The organism is Roseobacter cerasinus, from assembly GCF_009811755.1.
GTDB lineage: Bacteria > Pseudomonadota > Alphaproteobacteria > Rhodobacterales > Rhodobacteraceae > Roseobacter > Roseobacter cerasinus.
The window spans coordinates 238450-262398 of the sequence record NZ_BLIV01000007.1 but is presented as its reverse complement, the minus strand read 5'-3'; the positions used below and the strand labels follow the sequence as shown (position 1 = coordinate 262398).

Genomic DNA, 23949 nt, shown 5'->3' with positions numbered 1-23949 from the left:
CGTAGTTCACACAACTAGCGGCGAAATCTAACTGCGAGCCTACAGCGGAAGTCGTGAGATTTCGCTACAGGCGCGCGCAATGGGTGCTTTGCTTCGCACGCACAAATCTTGACAGTGTAAAGTAGCACGACTAGCTGCCATTCGTAGAGGAATTTACCAAAAACTCGTCGTTCTAAGCATTAGACGTTGGCTTAAAAAGTCGCTGTTTCTAGCTTGCGACGATTCAAACAATGGTCGGCGCCAACACAACCAGTGTTTCCAATCGAAGACGTTTTACACTCAAAGGATGTAGAGTTTTTCGGAGCCTCCCACAGATGCCGCGCTTGCCCCTTGATTAATGTTGGCTCCAGAACATCTTGACCCGTTTTTCCATACTTTCAAATTGCTTCGCGTGCCAGGTCACGCCATCTTCGTTGATCGACAAAACGGGCATACCTTCGGTGCGCGGATCAGTGGCCGAACTTGCGATCACGGTATTCCCGTCGATGTCGCAAAGAGCGTGAAGTCCGTCAAAAAGCACGCCGATGCCATCTGGTATCTGTCCCGCCGCAAGCGCTGCGACCAAAGGCCTTGAAGCGGGCTTGTCCTGTCGTCCGACTGCCAAAACGCCCATAGCCCCGCAAGAGACCAGAACGCCGTGATAGTCTGCGCCGTGGAAACGCAACACTTGACTCGTGCTTTGTGCATTCTGCACCCAAAGCTCAGTGTAATCCGCGAGCACGCCACGCTCCAACATGTGCCCAGCCTCATCAAAGCTGATGGCCCCAATGTCGAGACCATCTGGCGTGCCATGCCAGTTGATGTGGCGATGCCACGTGCAGTTCTGGCCATCCAAAGTGACGTGACCGGCAAACCCTTCTGAACATGCCAGTGTGTGAAGCTGTTGCGCCGAACAGTCAGAAAGACTGGTGTCATGGCTGAGATCCGGCCGGTCTTGGGGAATGCGCACATCGGCGTAGATCGCACCCGCCTGCATCCAATGTACACGTGTGTCATGATCTTCGAAACCGGGCGCTTTGATCCAGCGTCTGACCCAATGTCCTTGGATATCGCTTTCAGTGATCACTCTGCTGCCAGATTTTGTGCGCCAATCTCTGCAATGATCTCGCTGGCGGTTAACACGGCACCTTCTTGCAGATACTCCATCGCGTTCAAGGACGCTTGATGCGCTTCGGGCGACGTACCGCCGACACAGTCCCCGATCACGCGGCAATAATAGTCGTGCTGGTGGCCATCGACAAAACTGTAGTGCACACAAACGTCCGTCATGCAGCCCACGATGATCAAGGTTTGCGCCTTGAGCCCTTTTAGCAGTATCTCGGTCTCGGTGCCAAAGAACACTGAATAGCGCCGTTTGTGCACAAAATAGTCGGTTGGACGCATGCCCATTTCCTCGACTGCGACCGGCGTGCCCGGTTCACCTTCGAGGCAATGAATGTCTTCGGTGCCATCCAATTCGCGGCCATAGTCGATTTTGTTGCGGCGGTGGATCTCTTGGAAAAAGATCACCGGGATGTGTGCGTCATGCGCGGCGTCAACAACGCTGCGCGCGCGTTCGAGATTCTCGCGATAGGCGGGCATCGTCGGGATGCCAGCATCGGTGCGATCGAGAAACGCGCCTTTTTGAATGTCGATGACCAAGAGCACGGGTTGCCCAACGATCGTGGGTTGGCGGGGCATCAGATGGATCCTTATTTGCGGGTTTGATCCGCGCCCATCAGACGCGGCAGATCGCCCCAGCGGGCAACTGCTGAAAAGACCAGAATAGAAACGGCTAGAAAGGTGATTGCGGCGACAGCCATGGTTGGGGTGTAGCCATTGCGCAGGGAGTTGAAGATCTGAAGCGTGACTGTTGCATAAGACGACGCTGAGACAAAGAAAATCACGATGAACTCGTTAAACGACAACACCAGCACAAAGAAAAAGCCGGAGATGGTGTAGGGCACCGTTTGCGGCAGAACCACGGTGCGAAACGCAACCTGATCCGTGGCCCCCATCGTGGCGGCTGCGTCGAGGAGGGACCGGTCAATGGATTGCAGCCCGATAGAGATCGTCACCAAAGGCAGCGCCAGAAGCAGGATCGCGTGGCTAATGATCCCGGCCCAAATCTCTCCCAGGCCGCCAGTAAAGGCCCAGAAAAACCCCAACCCTACGCCAAAAACGATTGGCGGCACCGCAAAAGGCAAGGACCCAAGCCCGGCGAGTGTTTTGGAAATGTTGGAACCCGTGGACCAGAGCATATAGGCGATGGGCCACGCCATCAGCACCGCCAAACTGGCCGCAGACGTCGCCACGATCACTGAATTCCAAAGTGCTACGGTCCAGACGGGTTCGGAGACAAAGAATTCACCAAAGCGCTCGAAGGTGGGATCGACTGGCGGAAAAAACATGCTGCGCCCAGAGTTCAGCGCTGCGCCGCAAACAACCACGATTGGCAGGGCCAGCACCAGGGCCACAAGCCCCATATAGAGCATGCCGAAGACCCTCATCTGGCACCCTCTGCTTTGCGGTTCAACAGATGACCCAGGCTCAAACACGTGCTGGCCGCGATCAGGAGCATGATAGCTTGGGTCGCGCCAAACGGTGCATTCAGGTTGGCGCCGCGCACGTTCGAATAGATCGCAACGGCCGTCGTGTGTTTTTCGGGAGCGGCGAAGACCGTGACCGCCACGTAGGTGCCCAACAGGAACACAAAGAGCAGCAAGGTCGTTCCCAACAGCGGCAAGCGGATCGATGGCAGCGTGACCGTGCGTGTCACGGTCCAGCGCCCGGCCCCCATGGTGCGCGCAGCCTCTGCCAACGACGGATCAAGACGCGACAAGGCCGGATACAGCAGGATCACTGCATAAGGCCAGACCAAGTAGCTCATGGTTAGGACCGTCGCGAAATCCGAGGTCTTGAACTTAACGTTTCGCGGGTTGGCAAGTCCCCAGTCCCGCAGAGTCTGAAACCACCCCACGTCCTTGAGCCAGGCCGTCAGCCCGGTCTCGCGAAAGAGCTTGGGCAGGCCGGAGTTGTTCGACAAAAGGATGTCCCATCCCATGACGATAAAGACCTCGGACATAGCGAGGGACGACAGGATAAAGACCAGCCACATAGCTTGCGTCGACCGTTTCAGACGCGTCAGCAGCAAGGTGAACGGCAGTGCTGTTAGAACCGCCAAGAGCGAGGCGATGACGGCGAAATAGAACGAATAATAGAGCTGTTGCAGGTAGAGCAACGTGATCTCATCAGGCCAGAGCACGCCCACAAAAAACCGTTGGTAATTCTCGAATGTAAGATCCCAGACCCATGCCGCCCCGTCCACTTTGCGACCAAAGGAAATTGCGAGCACCAAGAGAAAGGGAGCTACACAGAAAACCACAATCAAGGTCGTCAAAACACCGGGCACGACCCGCCGTATCGGGAATGGCTGCGTGGCTTTGCCTGCGCGGGCTGGCTTGGCCAGCGGGATGTCATCTGCAACCGTCATGCGGCCTGGCTCTTTGGTGCGGCGCGGGGAAAGACCTGGATCGCCTCAGGCGGCAGACGGACAGTTGTGGCGTCCCCAGTGCTCAGCGTCGGGCCTGTTTCACCCACCGCGTATTCCACGATCATCGGGCCAATGTCGGATTGCAGGTGGTATTCGCGCAATGGGCCGAGGTCGCGCACAAACATCACCTTGGCCGCCACGCGGTTTGCACCGCCCTCGTCATCCATGGCCGCACGTTCGGGGCGGATGGCAATCTGGACCGGGCTGCCGCTTTGAAAGTTTGCCTGCGTGGTCAGATGGGTGTCACCCACGGTCACGCCGCCCTCAACGACGATACCGTCAAAGAAATTTGCTTTGCCGATGAAATCTGCAACAAAAGTGTTGGCGGGCTGGTGGTAGATCTCTTGTGGCGGTGCGATCTGTTCGATCCGTCCGTTTGACATAACTACAATCTGATCCGCCATGGTCATCGCTTCGCGCTGGTCATGGGTCACAACGATGGTCGTGATGCCAAGGCGCTGTTGCAGAAGGCGCAGCTCGACCTGCATCTCTTCCCGCAGCTTGGCGTCGAGCGCGGACATCGGCTCGTCGAGCAAAAACACCTCCGGCTCTTGGGCCAATGCGCGGGCGATGGCGACCCTTTGGCGCTGCCCACCCGACAGCTCACCGATGCGTCGGTCGCCAAAGCCGCCCAGTTGCACCGTCTCCAGCAGCGCATTGGCCTTTTTACAAGCCGCCGCTTTGCCCATGCCGCCGATCACCAGCGAATAGGCCACGTTTTCACGCACGGAATAATGCGGAAACAGCGCGAAGCTCTGGAACACCATGCCGAACTTGCGCTTGTGCGCCGGATGGGTGGTGATGTCCTCGCCGCCCAAAAGGATCGTGCCGCGTGTCGGTGCCTCAAGCCCGGCAATCATGCGCAAAAGCGTGGTCTTACCACAACCCGACGGGCCCAACAGCGCGGTCAGCTCGCCCTTGGGAAAGCTCAGGTCAGTGGGTTCAACAGCGGTGATGTGCCCAAAGGACTTGGACACACCTTTTAGGGACAGACCCAGCATCATGCGCCTCAGGCACCGGCCAGCATCTTATCCCAGCTTTCCTTGATGAAGGTCTCATTGTCGAGATAGGCCTCATATGCGGGCTTGATCGCAGGCGCGCCGGAGACAAAGTTGAATTCGTCATCAGTGAGGTCGGTCTTGGACTTGTCCACCAGCGGCGCTGTGCCGATTTTGCGGCTCATCAACGCCTGGACCGCCGGATCCGAAGAAAAGTTCATGAATTCCGCCGCCTCATCCGCCTTGTCGGACCCTGCGGTCAAACACCACGAGCCGTAGTCCTGCAAGTTACCCTCTTTGGGGAAGGTCGGCTTGATCGAGTGGCCATCCAGCGCCATCAGGTTGGCCACGTCCAGATAGTACTGCCCCGCAACCACATCGCCGTTTTTCATCGACTGTTCCATCTGGCTTTCTGCGGTCCACCACAGGGCAACGTTGGGTTTCAGCTCGGCAATCTTTTCGATGACCGCCATCACGCCCTCATCCGACATCAACGTTTCTTCGCCGTCAAAGAACGTCGCCGCGGTAAAGTCCAGAAGGCCCGCGTTGTAGACCCTGCCCAGTCCCAGCGACGCCTCAAAGAGGTTGGTGTCCCAGAAATCTGCCCAGCTTGCCGGTGTCTTAACTTCGTTTGGGTTATAGACCATGGCCGAGAACCACGACATCGCGCCCACACCTTGTGGGCCGCCCTTGCCCTCAAAGACAAAATAGCTGTCAAGGTTGCTGGCGCCTTTGATCTTGGTCAGATCCAGCGGGGCAATGATGTCGCCAATACGGCTGGCTTTGATCATCGTGTCGCGCGCATAGAGCGAGATATCCGTCGGCATACCGCCGGCGACCAGCGCCTGCTGCATTGTCACCAACCAGTCAGACGAGTTCGGCTGTGTGACGCTTTCGACCGTGATGCCCGTCGCTTTGGTGAACTCAGGATAGACGAATTCCTTAAAACTGTTTTCGAAGTATCCGCCATAAGAGCCGATCCGCACCGAACGGCTCTTGGCGATGAGGGGTGTGGCCAGTGTGGAGGCGGCAAGACCTGCGACACCGGATTTGAGCACCGTACGTCTGTTCATATGTGCCATGTTTTTGCTTTACTCCCGATTGGCGCCGGTCGAGAGGAGAAGGCCGACGCGCTGTGTTGTGCACAAAGCAACCGCGATCAGGGTCCGTTCGGTCAATCGAAGCGACCGAAATGTCGCCAAACGTGACAGGGAATGCTGAAATTGCAGGCATTTCGTCGGATCCAAGGGGCATTCTTAGACGCGGTCGAGTCGGAATCGCCGCCTTTGATGCAGGCTGATCCGTGTACGAACAAAAGGATGACACATGGCTGACGTGGCAATATCTGACAGCGACGAGGAACTCACGGCGCGCACTGTGGACGATGCAACCTTGCCTGTGGTTGATCTCAGCGGGCTCTTTACCGATGACGCCCAAGACAAGGCAACAGTGGCCCGAGGGCTGGGCGAGGCGGCCCGCACGTCAGGTTTTTTCTACATCACCGGCCACGGCGTTCCCCAGGAGATGATCGACGCCACCTTTGCCGCCTCCAAAGAGTTCCATGAAAAGCCGCGCAGCTTTAAGATGAAGACATGGTCCGGTTTCACGACGAACCACCGCGGTTATGTCCCTTTTGAGGAAAACGGCAGTTGCTTTCCCAAGATCATCAATTTTAACGAGGCGTGGGACATGTCCTATGAGGCGCCTGCCGATCACCCGGACTACCTCGCGGGTTGGCGCATGACGGGGCCAAATGTCTGGCCCGACATCCCAGGTTGGCGCGAGACAGTATCCAGCTACTACGACGCGATCTTTAACCTCGGCCTGCGCCTTCTTGATGCGCTGGCGCTGGAACTGGGCGTGCCCACCGAAGAGCTGACCCGGCATATCACCTGCCCCACATCTCAGTTGCGCCTGTTGCGGTATATTGAGAACGACATGCCGCAGACCAAGGATATCACCGGCATTTCTGAGCATTCGGATTTTGAGTGCTTTACCATCCTGTTGCAGGGTGCGCCGGGTCTGCAAGTGATGAACGCGGATGATGTGTGGATCGAAGCGCCGCCCATTCCCGGCACGTTCATTGTCAACATTGGTGACATCTTTGAGACCTGGTCCGGCGGTCAGTTCAAATCGACCCAGCACCGGGTCATCAACACCGGCAAAGAGCGGTATTCCATGCCGCTCTTTTTCGGGCTCGATTATCATGCGGTGATTGAGCCGCTGGAAAAGTTCCGTACGCCCGAGACTGTTGCCAAATATCCCCCGATCAAAGCGGGCGATCACCTGATGCGGATGTCGATCAACGCATTCCGCTATATGCATGATGCGCAGGCGCACGGGGTCTTTACGCCTGACTACGATGTACCTGAGGAAAATCCCTTCAAACGCGACGCCAAAGAACCGGCGGAGTAGCCCGTGCAACCGCATCCCGACTTTGTTCAGGTCTCCTGGCCGCGTCAGTTCGCCCTTGGCGACTGGACGCTCGCGCCGCTAACGCCGGACCACGTCGATGAAGACTTTGAGGCAGTGTTGGCCACCGCGCACCTGTTTGGCGACTTCTTTGGCTCCTGGCCCGAGGGGCTTACCCGGGACGAAAACCTGATTGATCTGGCGTGGCACGATCGTGAGTTTATCTCCCGCCGCTCGTTTTCCTGGATCTTGCGCGACGGCGCGAGCACTTACACGGGATGTTTCTACGTCTATCCAAACATCGGCGAGCGCGGGGCGGCCGAGGCTGCGCTGTGGCTTTGCGACATCCCTAACCGGGCCGCGGTTGCCCGCACGGTCAAATCCGCCCTTGCGGGATGGTTGGCGCAAAACCTGCCGCCGGGCATCGCACTCACCTGGACCACCAGCCCTGAATTGGCCTAAACACATGACCCTTCCTATTGCAGATCAGTGGTTTCAAGCCACCAAAGTCGACGCCGACACGACCCTTATCATCGAGCCGCATATTCACGTTCTCGAACAAGCCAATATGTGGCTCGTCGAAGGGTCCGAACGGGACATGATCCTGGACACAGGGATGGGCGTGATCCCGTTTCGGCCCTATCTCGACAGCCTGCGCAAAGATCCGGGCAAAGAGATCATGTGCGTCTCATCCCACACCCATATCGATCACATCGGTGCGGTGCATGAGTTTGATATACGGCTGGTCCACCCCGCTGAGGCCGATGAGATGGCGCATCCTTCTGGACTGAATTCACTCTTTCGCCGGGACATGCCCGAGCGGCTTCTGCAAACCTTTCTCGATGCCGGTTATCCCCCGATTGGTGAGACACTGATCGAAGCGCTGCCATATGAAGGCTACGACCCCGAAAACTACCGCTTGCACGGGGCGCCAGCGACCGGGCTGCTGAGCCATGGTGATCACGTGGATCTGGGCAATCACGTCTATCAAGTGCTGCATCTGCCCGGTCACTCGCCCGGTGGCATTGGCCTCTTCGAAGAGAAGACGGGCATTCTATTTGCAGCGGACGCGATCTATGACGGGCCGCTAATTTACGAGGGGCCGGGGATGAGCGTCGATGACTATCGCGCAACCTTTGATCTGTTGAAATCCCTGCCTGCAACGACAATTCATGGCGGGCATGACCCCAGTTTTGACCGCGCGCGCATGCTCGAGATCATCGCTCATTACGAAGCGCTGTGGGACGCGGCCTAAAAGGTCACAGGTGTTACGTCGTCCATAAGGGACGCCCACCTGGCACCGCGCAGCAAAGCCTTGGTATAGTCAGCCTTAGGCGATCTCAACACGTCCTCGGCGGGCCCCGCCTCTTCGATCTGCCCCTGTCGCAGCACCACCACCTCGTCGCACAGCAGTTTCACGACGGCCAGATCATGGCTGACAAAGAGATAGGTCAACCCCATACTCTCCCGTAGGTCGGCCAACAAATTCAGCACCCGCGCCTGGATCGACACATCAAGCGCGGCGGTCGGCTCATCCAGGATCAAAAGCTTCGGCTCAAGTGCGAGGGCACGCGCAATGCCGACCCGTGCTTTTTGACCCCCGGACAATTGGTGGGGCAAACGGTCCAGCAGTGGGGCGGGCAGTCCGACCTTTTCGGCCAGTTCAAACACCCGTGCCATGCGGTCAGACCGGCCAAGTTTTGTCAGCCGCTTCAGAGGTTCGGCAATAGCCTGCCTTGCGCTGTGACGTGGGTTGAGGCTGTCGGTGGCGTCCTGGAACACCATCTGAATGGCCGACCGCCGCGGGTCCTTTACAAAGGCGCGCGCCGGGGTCGCCGTAATCGAGGCACCGTCGAACAGAACCTCGCCGCCGGTTGGATCCAGCAGACGCGCGATGATGGACGACGCGGTCGACTTTCCAGACCCGCTTTCGCCCACAAGCCCCAGTGCACCGCCCCATTTGAGATCAAAACTGATGCCTTTGAGCGCATGGACCGGCCCATTCTTACCCGCAAAGGTCATCTCCAGATTGCGCACCGATAGCCCCGTTTCTTGGCTGATCTGGGGCGTATCATGGGGTGTGCCGTCCTCAATGAGGTCATGTATCGCCTTGCCGGGCAAGGGGGTCGCAGCCACCAAACGGCGGGTATAGCTGTGCTGCGGCGTCTGCGTCAGCGTCGCAGGTGCGCCCTGTTCCACCAGCTGACCGTCCTTCATCACCACCAGCTGGTCACAATATTCACCAGCGAGACCCAGATCATGGGTGATCAGGATCACGCTCATCTTACGCGCGATGGACAATTGCCGGACCAGGTCCATCACCGATTTCTGCGTGGTCACATCAAGGCCCGTCGTCGGCTCATCCGCGATCAGCAGTCTGGGCTGACAAGCCAATGCGATGGCGATCACCACCCGTTGGCACATCCCGCCCGACAGCTCGAACGGATAAGCGTGATAACGCGCCTCAGCGTCATGGATCTTAACCTCTTGCAAAGCGGCAATCGCCTTTTGGCGCGCGTCGTACCGTGTCGCGCGGGCGTGGCGGCGCAAGACGTCTTCGATCTGATGACCAATTTTGCGGATCGGGTTGAGGGCCGCGCGCGGGTTTTGAAAGATCATTGAAATCTCGCGCCCACGCAGATCATTCAGCGCTGCCTCATTCGCCTGCGACAAATCAATCCCGTCATAGGTCAGCGTGCCCGAGGCGATCTGACCACCGCTATCCAGAATGCGCAGGATGCTAAAGGCTGTGACCGACTTGCCCGACCCACTTTCGCCCACCAGACCCAAGGTCTCGCCCTTGGCCAGATCCAGATCGACGCCGCGCACCGCGTCGACTGCGCCGTTGCGTGTCTCAAACGTGACGTGGAGGTCGCGGATTTCGAGCATCTAGCGCCGCTGCTTGGGGTCGACAATATCGCGCAGCCCGTCACCCAAAAGGTTGAACGTAAAGACCGCCAGCATCAGCCAGAGACCAGGGAAGAGCGCCAACCACCATTCGCCCGAGATAATGAATCCGGCTCCTTCGGCCACCATAATTCCCCATTCCGGTGTTGGCGGACGTACCCCCAGCCCGATAAAACTCAGCCCCGCAGCGTTCAGAACCGCCCAGCCGAGGTTGAGCGAGACCTGCACCATCATTGGCGGCAGCGCGTTGGGAAAGATATGCAGCGCCAGGACCCGCAGATCAGAATTGCCGGCCAGTTTGGCCGCCTGAACGAAGCCCGCTTCGCGCCGAATGTTCACCTCCGCCCGGACCACGCGCGCGTAAAACGGCGTGTTGATGACAGCGGTGGCATAGATCACATTCTCGACCGTATTGCCCAGAGCTGCGACAATTCCCATGGCCAGCACAAAAAGCGGGAAGGCCATGATGATGTCGAGGCCACGGCTCACCACCGCATCATACCATCCGCCCCAGTATCCAGCGATCGACCCCAGGATGGACCCGGCCACGAAGGACAGCGCCACCGCCCCAACCGAGATCACGAGGTCCAACCGCGTGGCCACGATCACGCGCGAAAAGACATCGCGGCCCAACTGATCGGTGCCAAACCAATGAGCCGCACTGGGCGGCTGCAAGATCGCGCCCTCGGACGCGAGCGGATCATAGGGCGCCAGCGCAGGGCCAAAGACAGCGCATAGGATCAAAAACCCCAGCAGGCCAAAGGCGAGCATCGTCACAGGGTTCTGGCGCATCACAAACAGCGTGTGGGCGAGAAACCTGTTTGTCGGGGCGCTCGTGTCGCTCATGCGCCGTCGAACCCGATGCGCGGGTCTATGGCGGCATAGGCCAGGTCAATCAAAAGGTTCAGCGCCACAAAGAGCAGCGCCATTGTCAGGACAAACCCCTGAACGGCCGCATAGTCAGAGGCCACCAGCGCATCGACCGCATAGGATCCGATGCCCGGCCAGGCAAAGACTTTTTCCACCAGAACATTCGCCCCCAATGCGAAAGAAAAGACCATCCCCAGCGTCGTGACCACCGGCAGCATGGCGTTGCGAAACGCATAGCGCATCAGCACCGTGCGGCGGGCCAAACCGGCGGCGCGGGCCGTGCGGATGTAATCCGATGACAGGGCCGCCAGCATCGCTGCGCGTGTCATTCGGGCGATGGGCGCGAGGGTAAAAAGCGCCATGGTGCAGGCCGGGAGGACCAGCTGTTTCGCAGCGCCCCAAAACGTTTCCCAATCGCGGGCCATGGCGCTGTCGATAAGGTAAAACCCAGTGACAGGATCGGGTTCGATAAAGATAAAATCCAACCGCCCAAGCGGGGCCGGCGCAAGCTCCAGCACAAAGTAAAAAATGTAGATCAGCAGGATGCCTGTGAAAAAGGTCGGGAGCGATACGCCTGCCGTGACAAACACCCGGCACAGATGGTCCTTCCACGACCCCGGCGCGGTGGCGGCCATCACGCCAAGAGGGATGGCAACTATGCAGGACAGGATCAGTGCGGTGAGCGTCAGTTCCAGCGACGCAGGCAGGCGGCGCGCAAGGTCGTCCAGCACTGACTGGCCGGTGGAGAGGCTCGTACCAAGATCCCCACGCAACAGATCGCCCACATAACGCAGGAATTGCTCCGGCATCGACTTGTCGAGCCCTAGCGCCTCGCGCACTTGCTGGATCGAGGCCTCATCCGCCGCGTCGCCCGCAAAATACGCCGCCGGATCCCCTGGCAGCGCACGTGTCAGTACAAAGGTGATGATGACCACCCCGATTACAACCGGGATGGCCTGCAAAAGCCGTCCGCCGACTATGCGCGCACGGCTTGCCATGTCAGGCGGGCTTGATCGGGCGGACGTCGAGCTGGCGGTGGAACCAGAACTCGTAGTCTTTTGAACCGTTCAGGGCCACGTTCAGCGCTGGCTGCCAGAGCGGAATGCGGGGCAGTTCATCCAGCGCAATCTCAAACATGCGTTTGATGTTGCCCTCATATGCCGGATCATCGACTGGAATGTGGAGCGTCGTGTCGACCAGTGTCTCGATCTCTTCGTTGCGATAGTTCGATGAGTTAAAGAGATGCCCGTCCTTGTAGGCCCAAAAGAAGTAGTAATCCGGCGTATCCAGCCAGCCGCCGAACCCTTCGAGGTGGAACGCCAGACGTTTTTCCACCAGCGAGGCGGTCCGCCAGTTGGCGCCGGGGATCTTGTCGATGGTGACGGTAATGCCGATCTTGGCGAGGTTTTCCTGCAGCAAGAGTGCTGTGGGCTCCATCCAATCCACCTGATTCAAGCTGATCGAAAACGGCACCTCGAACCCATCGGGATAAGCGGATTTGGCCAGATGCTCCTTGGCCTTCTCCAGATCTTCGAAATAGCCCGTTTTGCGCGGCCACGCGATGTCGGACCGCTCGGTCTCTTCACCCCAAAGCGGGTTGCCCCGGCCAAAGGCCGCCGCCTCAAAGATCGCCTTGTAGGGAATGGCATAGGCCACGGCCTTGCGCACGTCGCTGTCCTGGAACGGCTCAAATTTGGTATTGAGCCCGATGCAATTGATCGCATTGGCAATCGGAGTGGAGTTCACGGTCAGGGTCTCCGCCAACTCAGCGGCGTCCTTGCTGGGGATGTTGAAGGACAGCTGCACATCACCCTTTTCGATTAAAGCGCGCCGTGTGGCTGCCGATGGCACTTCGCGGATGACCACGCGCTTGTAGGCAGGCAGCGGACCGCTGGCCCAGTTATCGTAGCGCTCATAGACGAGTTGCTCGCCAGGGACCCAACGCGCAGCCTTGTACGCGCCCGAACCGATGGTGTTCTGGTGTAAATACTCGGTCGCCCACGGGTCCTCTTCGGTGGCGTTCGCGATGGCCACCTTGGAGTTGATGACAAAGGGGATCGGCACCGCAAGGTCGGGGATCGCCAGTTTGGAGGCGAAATCCAGCGTAATTTGGAACGTCTTGGCGTCAACGGCCACAAATTGATCGGGCCGGGTAAACCCTCCCGCTTTCATCTGCACTGCCGGGAACCCGCCCAAAGAAACCGCGCGATCAAAAGACCATTTGACGTCCTCTGCCGTCACCGGGCTGCCATCCTGAAACGTGGCATCGCGCAAGGTGAATGTCAGGATCAACCCATCGTCCGAAACGGTCCAGCTTTCGGCAAGTTCCGGTTCGACCTTAGAATAATCAAACTCCAAGCCACCACCAGACGAAGGTTTGGTCCCGAATGATACCAGCCGGTCATAGCAGTTGATCGCGACCTGATAGCTGGGACGGTTGGTGCCCGTGCGGTGCAGATCAAGGCTGTTGATTGTCTGACCGTTGACCGCGACCATCACGTCATCACCAGCCGCATGGGCCGGCATGGCGCGCAGGAACGGCAGCATCGAAGCGCTGGCGGCCCCGGCGGCCAGTAGGGATCGGCGGTTTATCTTTGTCATGCGTCTTCTCCTGTTGGCGGGCAGCCGTTTCGGTGGGCCGCGGATTTATGTGCGCGATTGCGCAATATATGCTCGCCAATCGGCGAGGTCGGTGATGTCTGTGGCGCCATCAATGGCGACCGCTTCGCAGAGGAACCCTTGAACCGTAGACCCATCGACCAGCTTGATGGTGCCTATGCCCAAGGGCGCGGGGATGGTTTTCATGAAACTGCCGAATTGCGCCTCGGGCATTTCCCAGATCTCGAGGCTGACCTCAGCGCCCTGCTCGGTCGCGTGGCGCACCAATGCAGGGCGCGCCACGTCGTCACTGGGCAACGCATAAAAGCCATAATCCGCAGCCGTCCTGGTCGTTTTGACCTTGATGGCTCCGCGACTTGTCAGGTGTTCGTTTAGCGGAAGACCGTCCATATGGGCGCCGCACACTGCAATCTGGATCGCGCTGGAACAAGGTGCGGCCAGGACCGGGGCAGCAGGTCTCGCCCAATCCGTTGCGCCCAGGGTTCTGGTGCCCATGGCCTCCACGCGTGTCGCCAGCGACGCGACCTTGGCGTCTTCGCCCGCGCTTGCCAGAAACGTGACACTTCCAGGGCGGCCATCACTGCGCGGCGGTGCCGGAACTGCGATGCCGCACATATCCATCAAATTCACGAAATTGGTATACGTCCCCAGCTTGTTGTTCGGCCCAATTGGGTCAGCCTCCAGCTCCGCGACAGTAAAAAAGGTCGGGATCGTCGGCACACACAGCGCGTCGCAGCCGTCAATCAGCGGTTCCGCTTTGCGGATCAGATCTTTGAGACGGTAGAGCCCCTTGAACGCATCAACGGCCGTCAGCGCCTCTGCCCCGCTGATGATCTTGCGTGTCACCGGGAATAGCGCATCCGGGTTTGTGGTCATCAACGCTTCGGTGGCGGCATAGCGTTCGGCCACCCACGGGCCGTAATAGAGCATTTCGGCCACGTCATAGAGGGCTGAAAAGTCGATCTCACGGATCACAGCGCCTTGTTCCTGCAGCGCTTCGATGACGGACGCAAAGGATGCAGCCTGCGCTGTGTCCCCTTCGAAGCGGATACTGTCCGGGGACGGGATCGCGATCACCGGGTACGGGGCTGGTTGCGCAAGGGGGGCAATGCCAATGGCGCGCGAATAGCTGTCGGCGGCATCATATGAGGCCGCAACGCCAAAGGCCGCGTAGGCATCCGCGACCGTGAGCGCAAAAACCGAGATCGTGTCGAGGGTTCGGCAAGCTGGCACCAGCCCAGTGGCAGACAGCGACCCAAGTGTTGGCTTCAGCCCGACAATGTTGTTCAAGGCGGCCGGCACCCGGCCCGACCCTGCCGTATCGGTGCCCAAAGCGAAGGTGACGATGCCATGGCCGACAGCAACACCGGATCCACCGGACGAGCCGCCCGGTACAATGTCGGGATCAATCGAATTCAACGGCGCGCCATAGGGTGTACGTACCCCAACAAGACCGGTTGCGAATTGATCGAGGTTGGTCTTACCGATCAGAAGCGCGCCCGCATCCAAGAGGTTTTGCACCACGGTGGATGTGGCCTCAGCGGTATAGGCAAAGTCCGGGCACCCCGCCGTTGTGACTTCGCCTGCGACATCCATGTTGTCCTTGATCGCAAAGGGCACACCCCAAAGCGGCAGGTTCGGGTCGTATGCTCCCAACGCATGGGCAGCCGCTTCGACCTGTGCGCGGTCAAACAGAGTGATGAAAATGCCGGGATCGGCTACCGCGTCGATTCGGTCATAGACCTGGGCCACCACCTCGACGGGAGATGTCCCTTGGGCATAGGCAGACCGCAGCGCGTCCAAAGTGAGTGGAATTGCAGCACTCATGCCAAAGATCGCGTCAATCGCGGCATCGTTCAGACCCCCAGTTGTTGGTTCTTTCAACGGTCGGGTGACGGGGCCGATTACACAAATGCTATGTTTTCACAAAACCGGTGCGTTTTTTGCACCGCTCGGAAAGGCGCAGATGCGACACCTCAAAGACTACGAATTCATCGAAGGGGTGATCCGCGCAGGGTCCATCCGCAAGGCCGCCGAAGACATGCACATCACCGCCTCAGCGCTCAACCGGCGGATCAACCGGTTTGAGGATGAGTTCGGCTATGAGATATTCGAACGCCTGCCGCGCGGTGTCCGTCTGAACCCGGCAGGTGAGATGCTGTTGCAGTTCATCCGCAGCCAAGGGTCCGAGTTTGCGCGCCTGCGCTCGCAGGTTGCAGACCTGTCGGGGGTGCGACGCGGCCACGTTTCGGTCGCCTGTTCTCAGGCGCTCTTGCCCTATTTCCTGCCGCATCAAATCGCTCAATACCGCGAAGACCATCCAGGTGTGACCTTCTCGGTCAATGCCCGTGACAGGGTCGAGGCCGAGCGTGAATTGGCCGAATTTTCCAGTGATCTGGCCCTGGTCTTTGAGCCGCAAACCATGGTGGATTTCGAAGTGGTCTTTGCCATCGCGCAACCCATTCATGCGGTCATGCGCGCGGATCACCCATTGGCTGAGCAACCCGAGGTGCGGCTGCGTGATTGCCTGCGCCACCCACACACAGCACCATCGAGCAAATTCGCCGTGCGCAACATCCTTGAGACCGCGTCGCGGCGGCTGTCCTCCATTTCGCTTAACCCGATGATCGAATCCGAAAGTTTCGACTTCATGCGCCACTACGGACAATGGGAGGATATGATCAGTTTCCAATTCCCGATTGGCCTTGATCTGTCGGGCGCAACCAACCTCGTCTCGCGCCCACTGGCCGCTCCCGAGGTGCCGCATGGCAACCTGCTCTTGGGGCAATTGCGCGGGCGCGTGTTACCCGTCGCATCTGCGCGCTTTGCCCAGCAACTGGTCCAGTCGCTGCAGCGCCTGGAGTAGTGGTGCAAAAAATGCATCGATCCGGGGAAATTTGAGCAGAAGTCAGCACCGCACCCCCGTCCTAGACTTTGTGCACAATGCCGCGCCCATGTCCGGCGCTCAATATGGGGGTTTCAAAACATGACACGTATTTCACGCCGTACGCTCCTGGCCTCAACAGGCGCTGTGGCTGCCACCTCTCTTTTGCCGCAAACCGCACTGGCGGCGGACGAGCTGACTGTGGGCTTTATCTATGTCGGGCCCAAAGATGACTTTGGCTACAACCAGGCCCACGCAGAGGGTGCGGCGGCTGTCAAAGCGATGGACGGCGTTAAAGTGGTCGAAGAGGAAAACGTGCCTGAAACTGTCGATGTCCAAAGCTCAATGGAATCCATGATCAATTTTGATGGGGTGAAGCTGCTGTTTCCTACCTCATTTGGCTATTTCGACCCGCATATCCTCGATATCGCGCCCAAGCACGAAGGTGTGCGGTTCCAGCACGCCGCGGGTCTGTGGTCCGCCGACAAACACCCGACCAATGTCGGAAGCTACTTTGGCTATATCGGCATGGGCCAGTACCTCAACGGCATCACCGCAGGTCACGCAACCAAGACGAAAAAGATCGGCTTTGTCGCGGCCAAGCCCATCCCGCAGGTACTGCTAAACATCAATTCGTTCCTGTTGGGCGCGCGTCAGGTCGATCCTGAGATCACCTGTCAGGTCATTTTCACTGGCGAATGGTCGCTCGCCGTCAAAGAGGCGGAGGCCACGAACGCCTTGGCAGACCAGGGCTGCGACGTCATCACCTGCCATGTGGATGGGCCCAAGGTCGTGATGGAAACCGCTGCGGCACGGGACGCGCTCATCTGTGGCTACCACGCCAACCAATCGCCGCTCGCGCCCGAAAAATACCTGACCGGGGCCGAGTGGAACTGGGCCGGGGTCTATACCGGGATGGTCAAAACCGCGATGGAAGGCGGCACAATCGACAACTTTGTGCGTGGTGGACTGGCAGATGGCTTCATCAAGATGAGCCCGCTTGGCCCTGCGGTCTCAGACGCGGCCCGCAAGCAATACGACGCCACCAAGGCCAAGATCATGGCAGGTGGATTTGCTGCCATCAAAGGCCCGCTGAAGGACAACGCGGGCAACGTGATCGCGGCTGCGGGACAGAGCTTTGTTGAGGACGACATCGCCCTGGAAAGCATGGACTACCTCGTCGAGGGCGTGATCGGCTCGACCAGCTAACGCCATGGACAGTACCGCGACACGGGTACCGACATTACCGGGGCTGGCCATTTGGCTGCCCCGGCTTGAGGCGGTGGCAATCCCGGTGGCAGCTCTCATTGCGGGGCTCGCGGTATTTTCGCTGTTCTTGCTGGCGCTCGGGAATTCACCGATCGAGTTCTTTTCCTTGGTGTTCAAGGCCGCCTTTGGCACGGCGTTTTCCTGGAAGAACACATTGTCACGGGTGGCCCCGCTGCTTTTTGCCGGGCTCTGCGTCGCGCTGCCCGCACGCCTCGGCCTCGTGGTGATTGGGGGCGAAGGGGCCATCGCTCTGGGCGGTTTGGCGGCCGCCGTCACGGGCGTATGGCTTGCCAGCCTGCCGGGCGTTGTGGGACTGCCTGCCATGGCCTTTGCGGCGATGGCCGTGGGTGGTCTTTGGATCGGCTTGGTCGGGCTGTTACGGATCAAACGCGGTGTGAATGAAACCATCGCGTCGCTGTTGATGGCCTATATCGCGATTGCGCTGATGAACCACCTGGTCGAAGGCATGTTTCGCGACCCGGCCAGTTTGAACAAGCCATCGACAGCCCCTCTCGCTGATGCGCTGCGCGTCGGCAACATGCCCATCGGGATCGAAGTGCATTGGGGCTTTGGCGTGGGGACCATTGCTTGCGTGCTCTGCTGGGTATTGACCGACCGGACGACCATCGGTTTCGCCGCTCGGATCGCGGGTGACAATGTGCGCGCCGCTCAAGTCCAGGGCCTGCCGGTGGCGAAGCTGATCGTTGGATTCACCACACTTGGCGGTGCGATGGCCGGTCTGGCCGGTTTTTTTGAGGTCGCTGCGATCCACGGATCAGCCAACGCGTCTCTGGTGGTGGGCTATGGCTATACGGGCATCCTGGTGGCCTTTCTCGCCCGTCACAACCCGTTGGCTATCATCCCGGTCGCAATCCTGCTTGCCGGGTTTGAGGCATCGTCTGGCCTGATCCAAAGGCGGATGGACTTGCCCGACGCCACAATCCTCGTGATGCAGGGCATCGTTTTCGTGATGCTTCTTTTGTCCGAGACCCTTTACGGGCGGATCAAATTCTTCCGGCCCGAGCTGTGGGAGGACCCGAGATGAGCGAAGATCTGGGCCTTTGGGCCGTACCCATCGCAATGCTGGGCGGCGCGATCCGCGTTTCGACCCCGTTCCTTTTTGTGTCGCTCGGCGAATGCCTGACGGAGCGTTCGGGGCGCATCAACCTCGGGCTCGAAGGTACGTTGGTCTTTGGCGCAATGGCAGGCTATGCCATCGCCTTCGAGACGGGCTCGCCCTGGGTCGGTGTGCTGGCGGCCGCCATCGCAGGTGCGGTCTTCGGCCTGTTTCACGGCTGGATCTGCCGGTTCAGGGGGGTCAATGACATCGCCATGGGCATCGCGCTGATGCTGCTTGGAATTGGCCTCGCCTTCTTTTTCGGCAAATCCTATGTCCAGCCCATTGCACCGGACCTGCCGGCTATTCCCTTTGGGTGGTGGTCAGACATCCCGCAGGTTCAGGCGGCCCTGCAGATCAACGCGCTGTTTGTTGTGGGCGTGGTGCTGGCCTTTGCCATGGCATGGTTTTTCAAAAACGCAGCCCTTGGCCTGCGCATCCGCGTCGTGGGTGACAGCACCGAAGCCGCCCGTGCCATTGGCGTGAATCCCGATGGCATCCGCCTGTGGTCTACCGCAGCGGGCGGTGCCTTGGCCGGGATCGGCGGGGCGTATCTGTCGCTCTATTATCCCGGCAGTTGGAACGAAGGCATCTCATCCGGCCAAGGACTGATGGCCGTAGCGCTGGTGATCTTTGCCCGCTGGAACCCGGTGATGTGCCTCGCGGCAGCCCTTCTTTTCGGCGCTGCAGGCGCGATTGGGCCGGCGCTGCAAACCGTGGGCGTGACCTCGGGCTACTACCTCTTTTTTGCGGCACCTTATGTTTTGACGCTGGCGCTGCTGATCCTCACCTCGACCCCCGGAAAAGCGCAAGAGGGCGCGCCGGGGGAATTGTCCATCACAAAATAGGAGGCACACCATGAACGGCTTGGGTGGTTTGAACAAATCGGAAAACGGCGTCGTCATCGGGATGGTGCAGCTGCAATTGCCAACGATCGTAACCTCAGACGACCTCGCCGCGCAGACGCAAAAGATCGTGGATATGGTGGGCAAGGCCCGGCGCAATATGGGCACGATGGATCTGGTCGTCTTCCCGGAATACGCGCTGCACGGCCTGTCGATGGACATCAACCCCAAGATCATGTGCAGCCTTGATGGCCCCGAGGTTGCCGCGTTCAAGGCCGCGTGCGTGGAACACAAAATCTGGGGCTGCTTTTCCATTATGGAATTGAACCCCGGCGGCATGCCCTACAATTCCGGGCTCATCATCGATGATGAAGGTGAGATCCAACTCTACTACCGCAAAATGCACCCCTGGGTGCCGGTGGAGCCGTGGGAGCCAGGAGATCAGGGCATCCCGGTCTGTGACGGACCAAACGGGTCCAAGATCGCGCTCATCATCTGCCATGACGGCATGTTCCCCGAGATGGCGCGCGAATGCGCCTATAAGGGGGCGGAGATCATGATCCGTACTGCAGGCTACACTGCCCCCATCCGCGACAGTTGGAAGTTCACCAATCAGTCCAATGCGTTCTGCAATCTGATGGCCACGGCAAATGTTTGCATGTGCGGCTCTGACGGGACGTTTGACAGCATGGGCGAAGGCATGATCGTCGACTTCGACGGGTCGATCATCGCCCATGGCACCTCTGGTCGGGCCGATGAGATCATCACGGCCGAACTGCGCCCCGACCTGATCCGAGAGGCGCGCGCTGGCTGGGGGGTCGAGAACAACATCTACCAGTTCGGGCATCGCGGCTATGTTGCCGTCAAAGGCGGCGCGCAGGATTGTCCCTACACCTACATGACCGACCTCGCAGCAGGTCAGTACCGCCTGCCGTGGGAGGATGAGGTCAAGGTGACCGACGGCACCGGCTTCGGCTTTCCCGCGCCCACACGCCTCTTTGGTCAGCCCAGCAAAGAGGCTGCTGAATGACCACCATCCAAAGCCGTCCCTACGCCTGGCCCTATAACGGTGATCTCAGGCCGGAAAACACCGCCCTTGTGATCATCGACATGCAGACGGATTTCTGCGGCAAGGGTGGGTATGTGGATGCGATGGGTTATGACCTGTCGATGACGCAAGCGCCGATTGAACCCATCAAAGCGGTGCTCAAGACCATGCGCGCCAAGGGCTATCACATCATCCACACCCGCGAAGGCCACCGGCCCGACCTGTCAGACTTGCCCGCAAACAAGCGCTGGCGCAGCCAACAGATTGGCGCAGGCATTGGCGATCCGGGTCCCTGTGGCAAGATCTTGGTGCGGGGCGAGCAGGGCTGGGACATCATACCAGAACTTTATCCCGAACCGGGCGAGGTGATCATCGACAAACCGGGCAAAGGCAGCTTTTGCGCCACTGACCTTGAGATGATCCTGCGCACACGCGGGATCGAGAACCTTGCCATCTGCGGGATCACCACGGATGTCTGTGTCTCAACCACCATGCGCGAAGCCAATGATCGTGGCTTTGAGTGCGTCGTGCTAGAAGATTGCTGCGGTGCCACCGACAAGGGCAACCATGATGCCGCCATAAAGATGGTAACGATGCAGGGCGGCGTCTTTGGCGCGGTCTCTGACAGTCAAAGCCTGATCACCGGGCTGGCCTGATGGAGGCGCTGCAGGTCGAAACCGTCGGCATGACAATGCGCTTTGGCGCATTCACCGCGTTGGACGCTGTGTCGATGACCGTGCGGCCCGGGACTGTGCATGCGCTTTTGGGTGAAAACGGTGCGGGCAAATCGACCTTGGTCAAGTGCATCATGGGCTTTTACCACGCGACCGAAGGCGGGCTTTTGGTCAACGGGCGAGAGGCGCGGATCGCCGACCCGATTGACGCGCAACGGCTCGGCCTTGGGATGGTCTACCAGCATTTCACGCTTGTGCCATCGCTGACAGGGGCCGAGAACCTGGTGATCAGCCGTGCAGATGCGCCACGCGTCATCAATTGGTCTGCTGAGCGCGCGCAAATCGCGGAGTTTCTGACCAGGCTGCCCTTTCAGCCGGAACTGGACCAACCGGTCAGCCGCCTGTCGGCGGGCGAAAAGCAAAAGCTGGAGATCGTGAAACAGCTTTACCTCGGCAACCGTTTCTTGATCCTGGACGAGCCGACCTCAGTGCTGACCCCGGATGAGGCGGATGAGATGCTGAGCCACATCCGCGCGCTTTGCATGTCGGGCGAGATTTCGGTGCTGCTGATCACCCACAAGTTCCGCGAAGTCCGCGCCTATGCCGACGATGTCACCATTTTGAGACGCGGCCGTATGGTCGGGGGTGGGGCGGTGTCCAGGCTGTCCAACGATGCACTGGCGCATATGATGATGGGCGACGCTGCGACACCACGCGCGCCCCACCGTCAGGAGACGGAAAAACGCCCCGTTCTGGTGGTGCGGGGCGTCCAGGCGCGCTCTCGCTCCGGTACGTCCCATATTCGGATTGACGATCTCACCGTTCACTCGGGCGAGATTGTGGGCCTTGCCGGGATATCGGGCAACGGACAGACCGAGTTGATGGAAATGCTGACCGGCCAACGCCCGCTGACCGCCGGGAACATCAACGTCAAAGGTGCCGCCTACTCGGCCACGCGCCAAGAAGCGCGCGACCACAAAGTGCGCTACCTGCCCGAAGAACCTCTGAAAAACGCGGCAGCCCCGAGCATGAGCGTCGCTGAAAACCTTGCCTTTCGTGACTTTGACATGGGAACATCCGGTCCAAGGCTTTGGCAGGACCGTCGCGCAATGGAACGCGCCGCCGAGGCGCAAATCATCGGCTACAACATCAAAACCACCTCCGCGCATAGTCCGATTTCAGCGCTGTCGGGCGGCAATGTGCAGCGCACTGTGCTGGCCCGCGAACTGAGCGGCGATGTGGACCTGTTGATTGTTGCAAACCCATGCTTTGGGCTGGATTTCAACGCGGTCGCGGCCATCCGTGAACGATTGATCGCGGCCCGCAATCGCGGCGTTGCGATTCTGTTGATCAGTGAAGATTTGGACGAGATCATGGAGCTTTCGGACCGTCTGGCAACAATCCGGGACGGGCAAATCACCTTTCAAGGGGCGACGAGCAGCATCACGCGCTCGGAAATCGGCGTCTACATGGCCGGGCACGCATGATGCCAGTGATCCAGGCCGATCCCTTCGATTTTCCCTTTCAACGCGAAATGCTGGCATTGATCGTCATCGACATGCAGCGGGACTTTATCGAACCGGGCGGCTTTGGCGAAAGCTTGGGCAATGACGTGTCGCAATTAGGGTCAATCGTGCCCACTGTCGCCACGCTCTTAAGCGCGTTTCGCGCAGCGGGATTGCCCGTCATTCACACGCGTGAATGCCACAAACCCGACCTGTCGGATCTGCCTGATGCCAAGCGTGATCGCGGCGCACCCACACTGCGGATCGGCGACGAAGGCCCAATGGGCCGGGTCCTTGTCGCCGGAGAGCCCGGTGCCGAGATTGTGCCCGCGCTCGCGCCATATCCCGGTGAGAAAGTCGTCGACAAACCTGGCAAAGGCGCGTTCTACGCCACAGATTTGATGAGCCATTTGCAGGGCAATGGGATCAAACAGTTGATCTTCGCAGGTGTCACGACAGAGGTGTGCGTGCAAACCTCAATGCGCGAGGCCAACGATCGCGGGTTTGACTGCCTGATCGCGACAGACGCGACGGCGAGCTATTTTCCAGACTTCAAAACTGCTGCAATTGAGATGATTGTTGCCCAAGGGGGGATCGTCGGGTGGGCGACCCCAACCGCAGAGATCACCGGTGCGCTCAATGGATGAGCCTGTCCATATCTCTGACTTGCTGACGGGCGGGTGGCGCGACCTGACCTTCACGCCTTTTCGCGAAGGCATCGAAATCTCTTGGCTGTTGGAAGGTGAACCCGGCATCGCCGTATTGCGCTATAGCCCTGGCGCTGCGGTGCCGCGCCATTGTCACGTCGACGCTGAATTGATCCTCGTGCTCGACGGTTCCCAATCTGACGAACATGGGACCTACAGCGCTGGTGATATCGTGATTAACCCTAAGAACAGCAGCCACCGGGTTTGGAGCAACGATGGTTGCGTTGTGCTTCTCCACTGGAGCAAAACCGTGGCGTTCTTAGACTAACCATCCGGAAGTTGCGCGACAAAGAAAAATGGCTTCAAAACATTTTGGACTATACAAAAGAAAACCGATGTTCTTCGAGAGAGTTTGATTGCCGTCAGGCCCGCCACCTGCGCAACAATCACTTCATTTTTCGCGGCGTTGTCACCTAACTGAATAAACCGTCAATGAAATTCTTGTCGCGAGAACATTGACGTATTGTTCCTGAACAGAAGGGGCAAGCTGGGGCGAAAGCACAGTCTCGATTTGGCGTCTTTCCGTAAAAACAAATGCCCAAGTTAAGGACCTACCATGCGA

The 23949-nt window shown here is 59.2% G+C and carries 24 protein-coding genes; 13 read left to right on the top strand and 11 right to left on the bottom strand.

The annotated features are described in order from the left end of the window. Nucleotides 1-334: 334 nt before the first annotated feature. Nucleotides 335-736, bottom strand: coding sequence for a hypothetical protein (locus tag So717_RS18075; RefSeq protein ID WP_159979940.1), 402 nt, complete (start codon nucleotides 734-736; stop codon nucleotides 335-337). Here So717_RS18075 and So717_RS22555 point away from each other — a divergent pair, their 5' ends adjacent. Beyond that, entirely contained in the window at nucleotides 737-862 is a 126-nt protein-coding gene (locus tag So717_RS22555) for a hypothetical protein (protein ID WP_275113680.1), read from the top strand. A 200-nt stretch (nucleotides 863-1062) separates the two neighbouring features. On the opposite strand, the gene So717_RS18070 is transcribed toward So717_RS22555, so the two are convergent. From So717_RS18070 to So717_RS18050, 5 genes are read right to left on the bottom strand one after another with little or no spacing between them, the layout of a single operon-like run. Further along, nucleotides 1063-1680, bottom strand: coding sequence for a cysteine hydrolase family protein (locus So717_RS18070; RefSeq protein ID WP_159979938.1), 618 nt, complete (start codon nucleotides 1678-1680; stop codon nucleotides 1063-1065). A gap of 11 nt (nucleotides 1681-1691) precedes the next feature. Then, a complete protein-coding gene (locus So717_RS18065; protein WP_159979936.1) occupies nucleotides 1692-2489 on the bottom strand; it encodes an ABC transporter permease in 798 nt (265 codons plus the stop codon). Further along, on the bottom strand, nucleotides 2486-3472 hold the full coding sequence (locus So717_RS18060; RefSeq protein ID WP_159979934.1) for an ABC transporter permease: 987 nt from the start codon (nucleotides 3470-3472) through the stop codon (nucleotides 2486-2488). The genes So717_RS18065 and So717_RS18060 overlap by 4 nt, the downstream gene beginning before the upstream one ends. Continuing rightward, nucleotides 3469-4536, bottom strand: a complete 1068-nt coding sequence (locus So717_RS18055) for an ABC transporter ATP-binding protein (RefSeq protein WP_238841049.1) — start codon at nucleotides 4534-4536, stop codon at nucleotides 3469-3471. Before So717_RS18055 ends, So717_RS18060 begins: the two co-directional genes overlap by 4 nt. Before the next feature lie 5 nt (nucleotides 4537-4541). Next, on the bottom strand, nucleotides 4542-5603 hold the full coding sequence (locus tag So717_RS18050; RefSeq protein WP_159979932.1) for an ABC transporter substrate-binding protein: 1062 nt from the start codon (nucleotides 5601-5603) through the stop codon (nucleotides 4542-4544). A 253-nt stretch (nucleotides 5604-5856) separates the two neighbouring features. Between So717_RS18050 and So717_RS18045 the strand changes: the two genes are divergently transcribed. The 3 genes from So717_RS18045 to So717_RS18035 are packed head-to-tail and all read left to right on the top strand — an operon-like array spanning nucleotide 5857 to nucleotide 8197. Then, nucleotides 5857-6945 carry an isopenicillin N synthase family dioxygenase gene (locus tag So717_RS18045; protein ID WP_159979930.1) on the top strand — a complete coding sequence of 363 codons (1089 nt, stop codon included), beginning with the start codon at nucleotides 5857-5859 and terminating at the stop codon, nucleotides 6943-6945. Nucleotides 6946-6948: 3 nt separating this feature from the next. After that, nucleotides 6949-7404, top strand: a complete 456-nt coding sequence (locus So717_RS18040) for a hypothetical protein (RefSeq protein ID WP_159979928.1) — start codon at nucleotides 6949-6951, stop codon at nucleotides 7402-7404. Between the two features lie 4 nt (nucleotides 7405-7408). Further along, nucleotides 7409-8197 (top strand): MBL fold metallo-hydrolase, encoded by a 789-nt coding sequence (locus tag So717_RS18035; protein WP_159979926.1) that lies wholly within the window; start codon nucleotides 7409-7411, stop codon nucleotides 8195-8197. On the opposite strand, the gene So717_RS18030 is transcribed toward So717_RS18035, so the two are convergent. The 5 genes from So717_RS18030 to atzF are packed head-to-tail and all read right to left on the bottom strand — an operon-like array spanning nucleotide 8194 to nucleotide 15165. Next, on the bottom strand, nucleotides 8194-9831 hold the full coding sequence (locus tag So717_RS18030) for a dipeptide ABC transporter ATP-binding protein (protein WP_159979924.1): 1638 nt from the start codon (nucleotides 9829-9831) through the stop codon (nucleotides 8194-8196). The two genes, So717_RS18035 and So717_RS18030, sit on opposite strands and share 4 nt — an antisense overlap. Beyond that, nucleotides 9832-10695 (bottom strand): ABC transporter permease, encoded by an 864-nt coding sequence (locus tag So717_RS18025; RefSeq protein ID WP_159979922.1) that lies wholly within the window; start codon nucleotides 10693-10695, stop codon nucleotides 9832-9834. Next, the gene (locus tag So717_RS18020; protein ID WP_159979920.1) at nucleotides 10692-11717 is read right to left on the bottom strand and encodes an ABC transporter permease; all 1026 of its coding nucleotides are present in this window, start codon (nucleotides 11715-11717) and stop codon (nucleotides 10692-10694) included. Before So717_RS18020 ends, So717_RS18025 begins: the two co-directional genes overlap by 4 nt. A gap of 1 nt (nucleotide 11718) precedes the next feature. Next, nucleotides 11719-13320, bottom strand: a complete 1602-nt coding sequence (locus tag So717_RS18015; RefSeq protein WP_159979918.1) for an ABC transporter substrate-binding protein — start codon at nucleotides 13318-13320, stop codon at nucleotides 11719-11721. 45 nt (nucleotides 13321-13365) lie between these two features. Beyond that, complete coding sequence (atzF, locus tag So717_RS18010; RefSeq protein WP_159979916.1) at nucleotides 13366-15165, bottom strand: allophanate hydrolase; 1800 nt, start codon at nucleotides 15163-15165, stop codon at nucleotides 13366-13368. 139 nt (nucleotides 15166-15304) lie between these two features. Between atzF and So717_RS18005 the strand changes: the two genes are divergently transcribed. The 9 genes from So717_RS18005 (at nucleotide 15305) to So717_RS17965 (ending at nucleotide 23655) form a co-directional block, all read left to right on the top strand. Further along, on the top strand, nucleotides 15305-16204 hold the full coding sequence (locus So717_RS18005; RefSeq protein ID WP_159979914.1) for a LysR family transcriptional regulator: 900 nt from the start codon (nucleotides 15305-15307) through the stop codon (nucleotides 16202-16204). A 120-nt stretch (nucleotides 16205-16324) separates the two neighbouring features. Continuing rightward, entirely contained in the window at nucleotides 16325-17431 is a 1107-nt protein-coding gene (locus So717_RS18000; protein WP_159979912.1) for a BMP family ABC transporter substrate-binding protein, read from the top strand. A 4-nt stretch (nucleotides 17432-17435) separates the two neighbouring features. Beyond that, nucleotides 17436-18536 carry an ABC transporter permease gene (locus tag So717_RS17995; protein ID WP_159979910.1) on the top strand — a complete coding sequence of 367 codons (1101 nt, stop codon included), beginning with the start codon at nucleotides 17436-17438 and terminating at the stop codon, nucleotides 18534-18536. Further along, complete coding sequence (locus So717_RS17990; RefSeq protein ID WP_159979908.1) at nucleotides 18533-19456, top strand: ABC transporter permease; 924 nt, start codon at nucleotides 18533-18535, stop codon at nucleotides 19454-19456. Before So717_RS17995 ends, So717_RS17990 begins: the two co-directional genes overlap by 4 nt. A gap of 10 nt (nucleotides 19457-19466) precedes the next feature. Further along, entirely contained in the window at nucleotides 19467-20483 is a 1017-nt protein-coding gene (locus So717_RS17985) for a formamidase (RefSeq protein WP_159979906.1), read from the top strand. After that, on the top strand, nucleotides 20480-21157 hold the full coding sequence (gene biuH / locus So717_RS17980; protein WP_159979904.1) for a biuret amidohydrolase: 678 nt from the start codon (nucleotides 20480-20482) through the stop codon (nucleotides 21155-21157). Before So717_RS17985 ends, biuH begins: the two co-directional genes overlap by 4 nt. Further along, nucleotides 21157-22662, top strand: coding sequence for an ABC transporter ATP-binding protein (locus So717_RS17975; protein WP_159979902.1), 1506 nt, complete (start codon nucleotides 21157-21159; stop codon nucleotides 22660-22662). The genes biuH and So717_RS17975 overlap by 1 nt, the downstream gene beginning before the upstream one ends. After that, a complete protein-coding gene (locus tag So717_RS17970; RefSeq protein ID WP_202981919.1) occupies nucleotides 22659-23327 on the top strand; it encodes a cysteine hydrolase family protein in 669 nt (222 codons plus the stop codon). Before So717_RS17975 ends, So717_RS17970 begins: the two co-directional genes overlap by 4 nt. Further along, complete coding sequence (locus So717_RS17965) at nucleotides 23320-23655, top strand: cupin domain-containing protein (protein ID WP_159979900.1); 336 nt, start codon at nucleotides 23320-23322, stop codon at nucleotides 23653-23655. Before So717_RS17970 ends, So717_RS17965 begins: the two co-directional genes overlap by 8 nt. Nucleotides 23656-23949 lie beyond the last annotated feature (294 nt).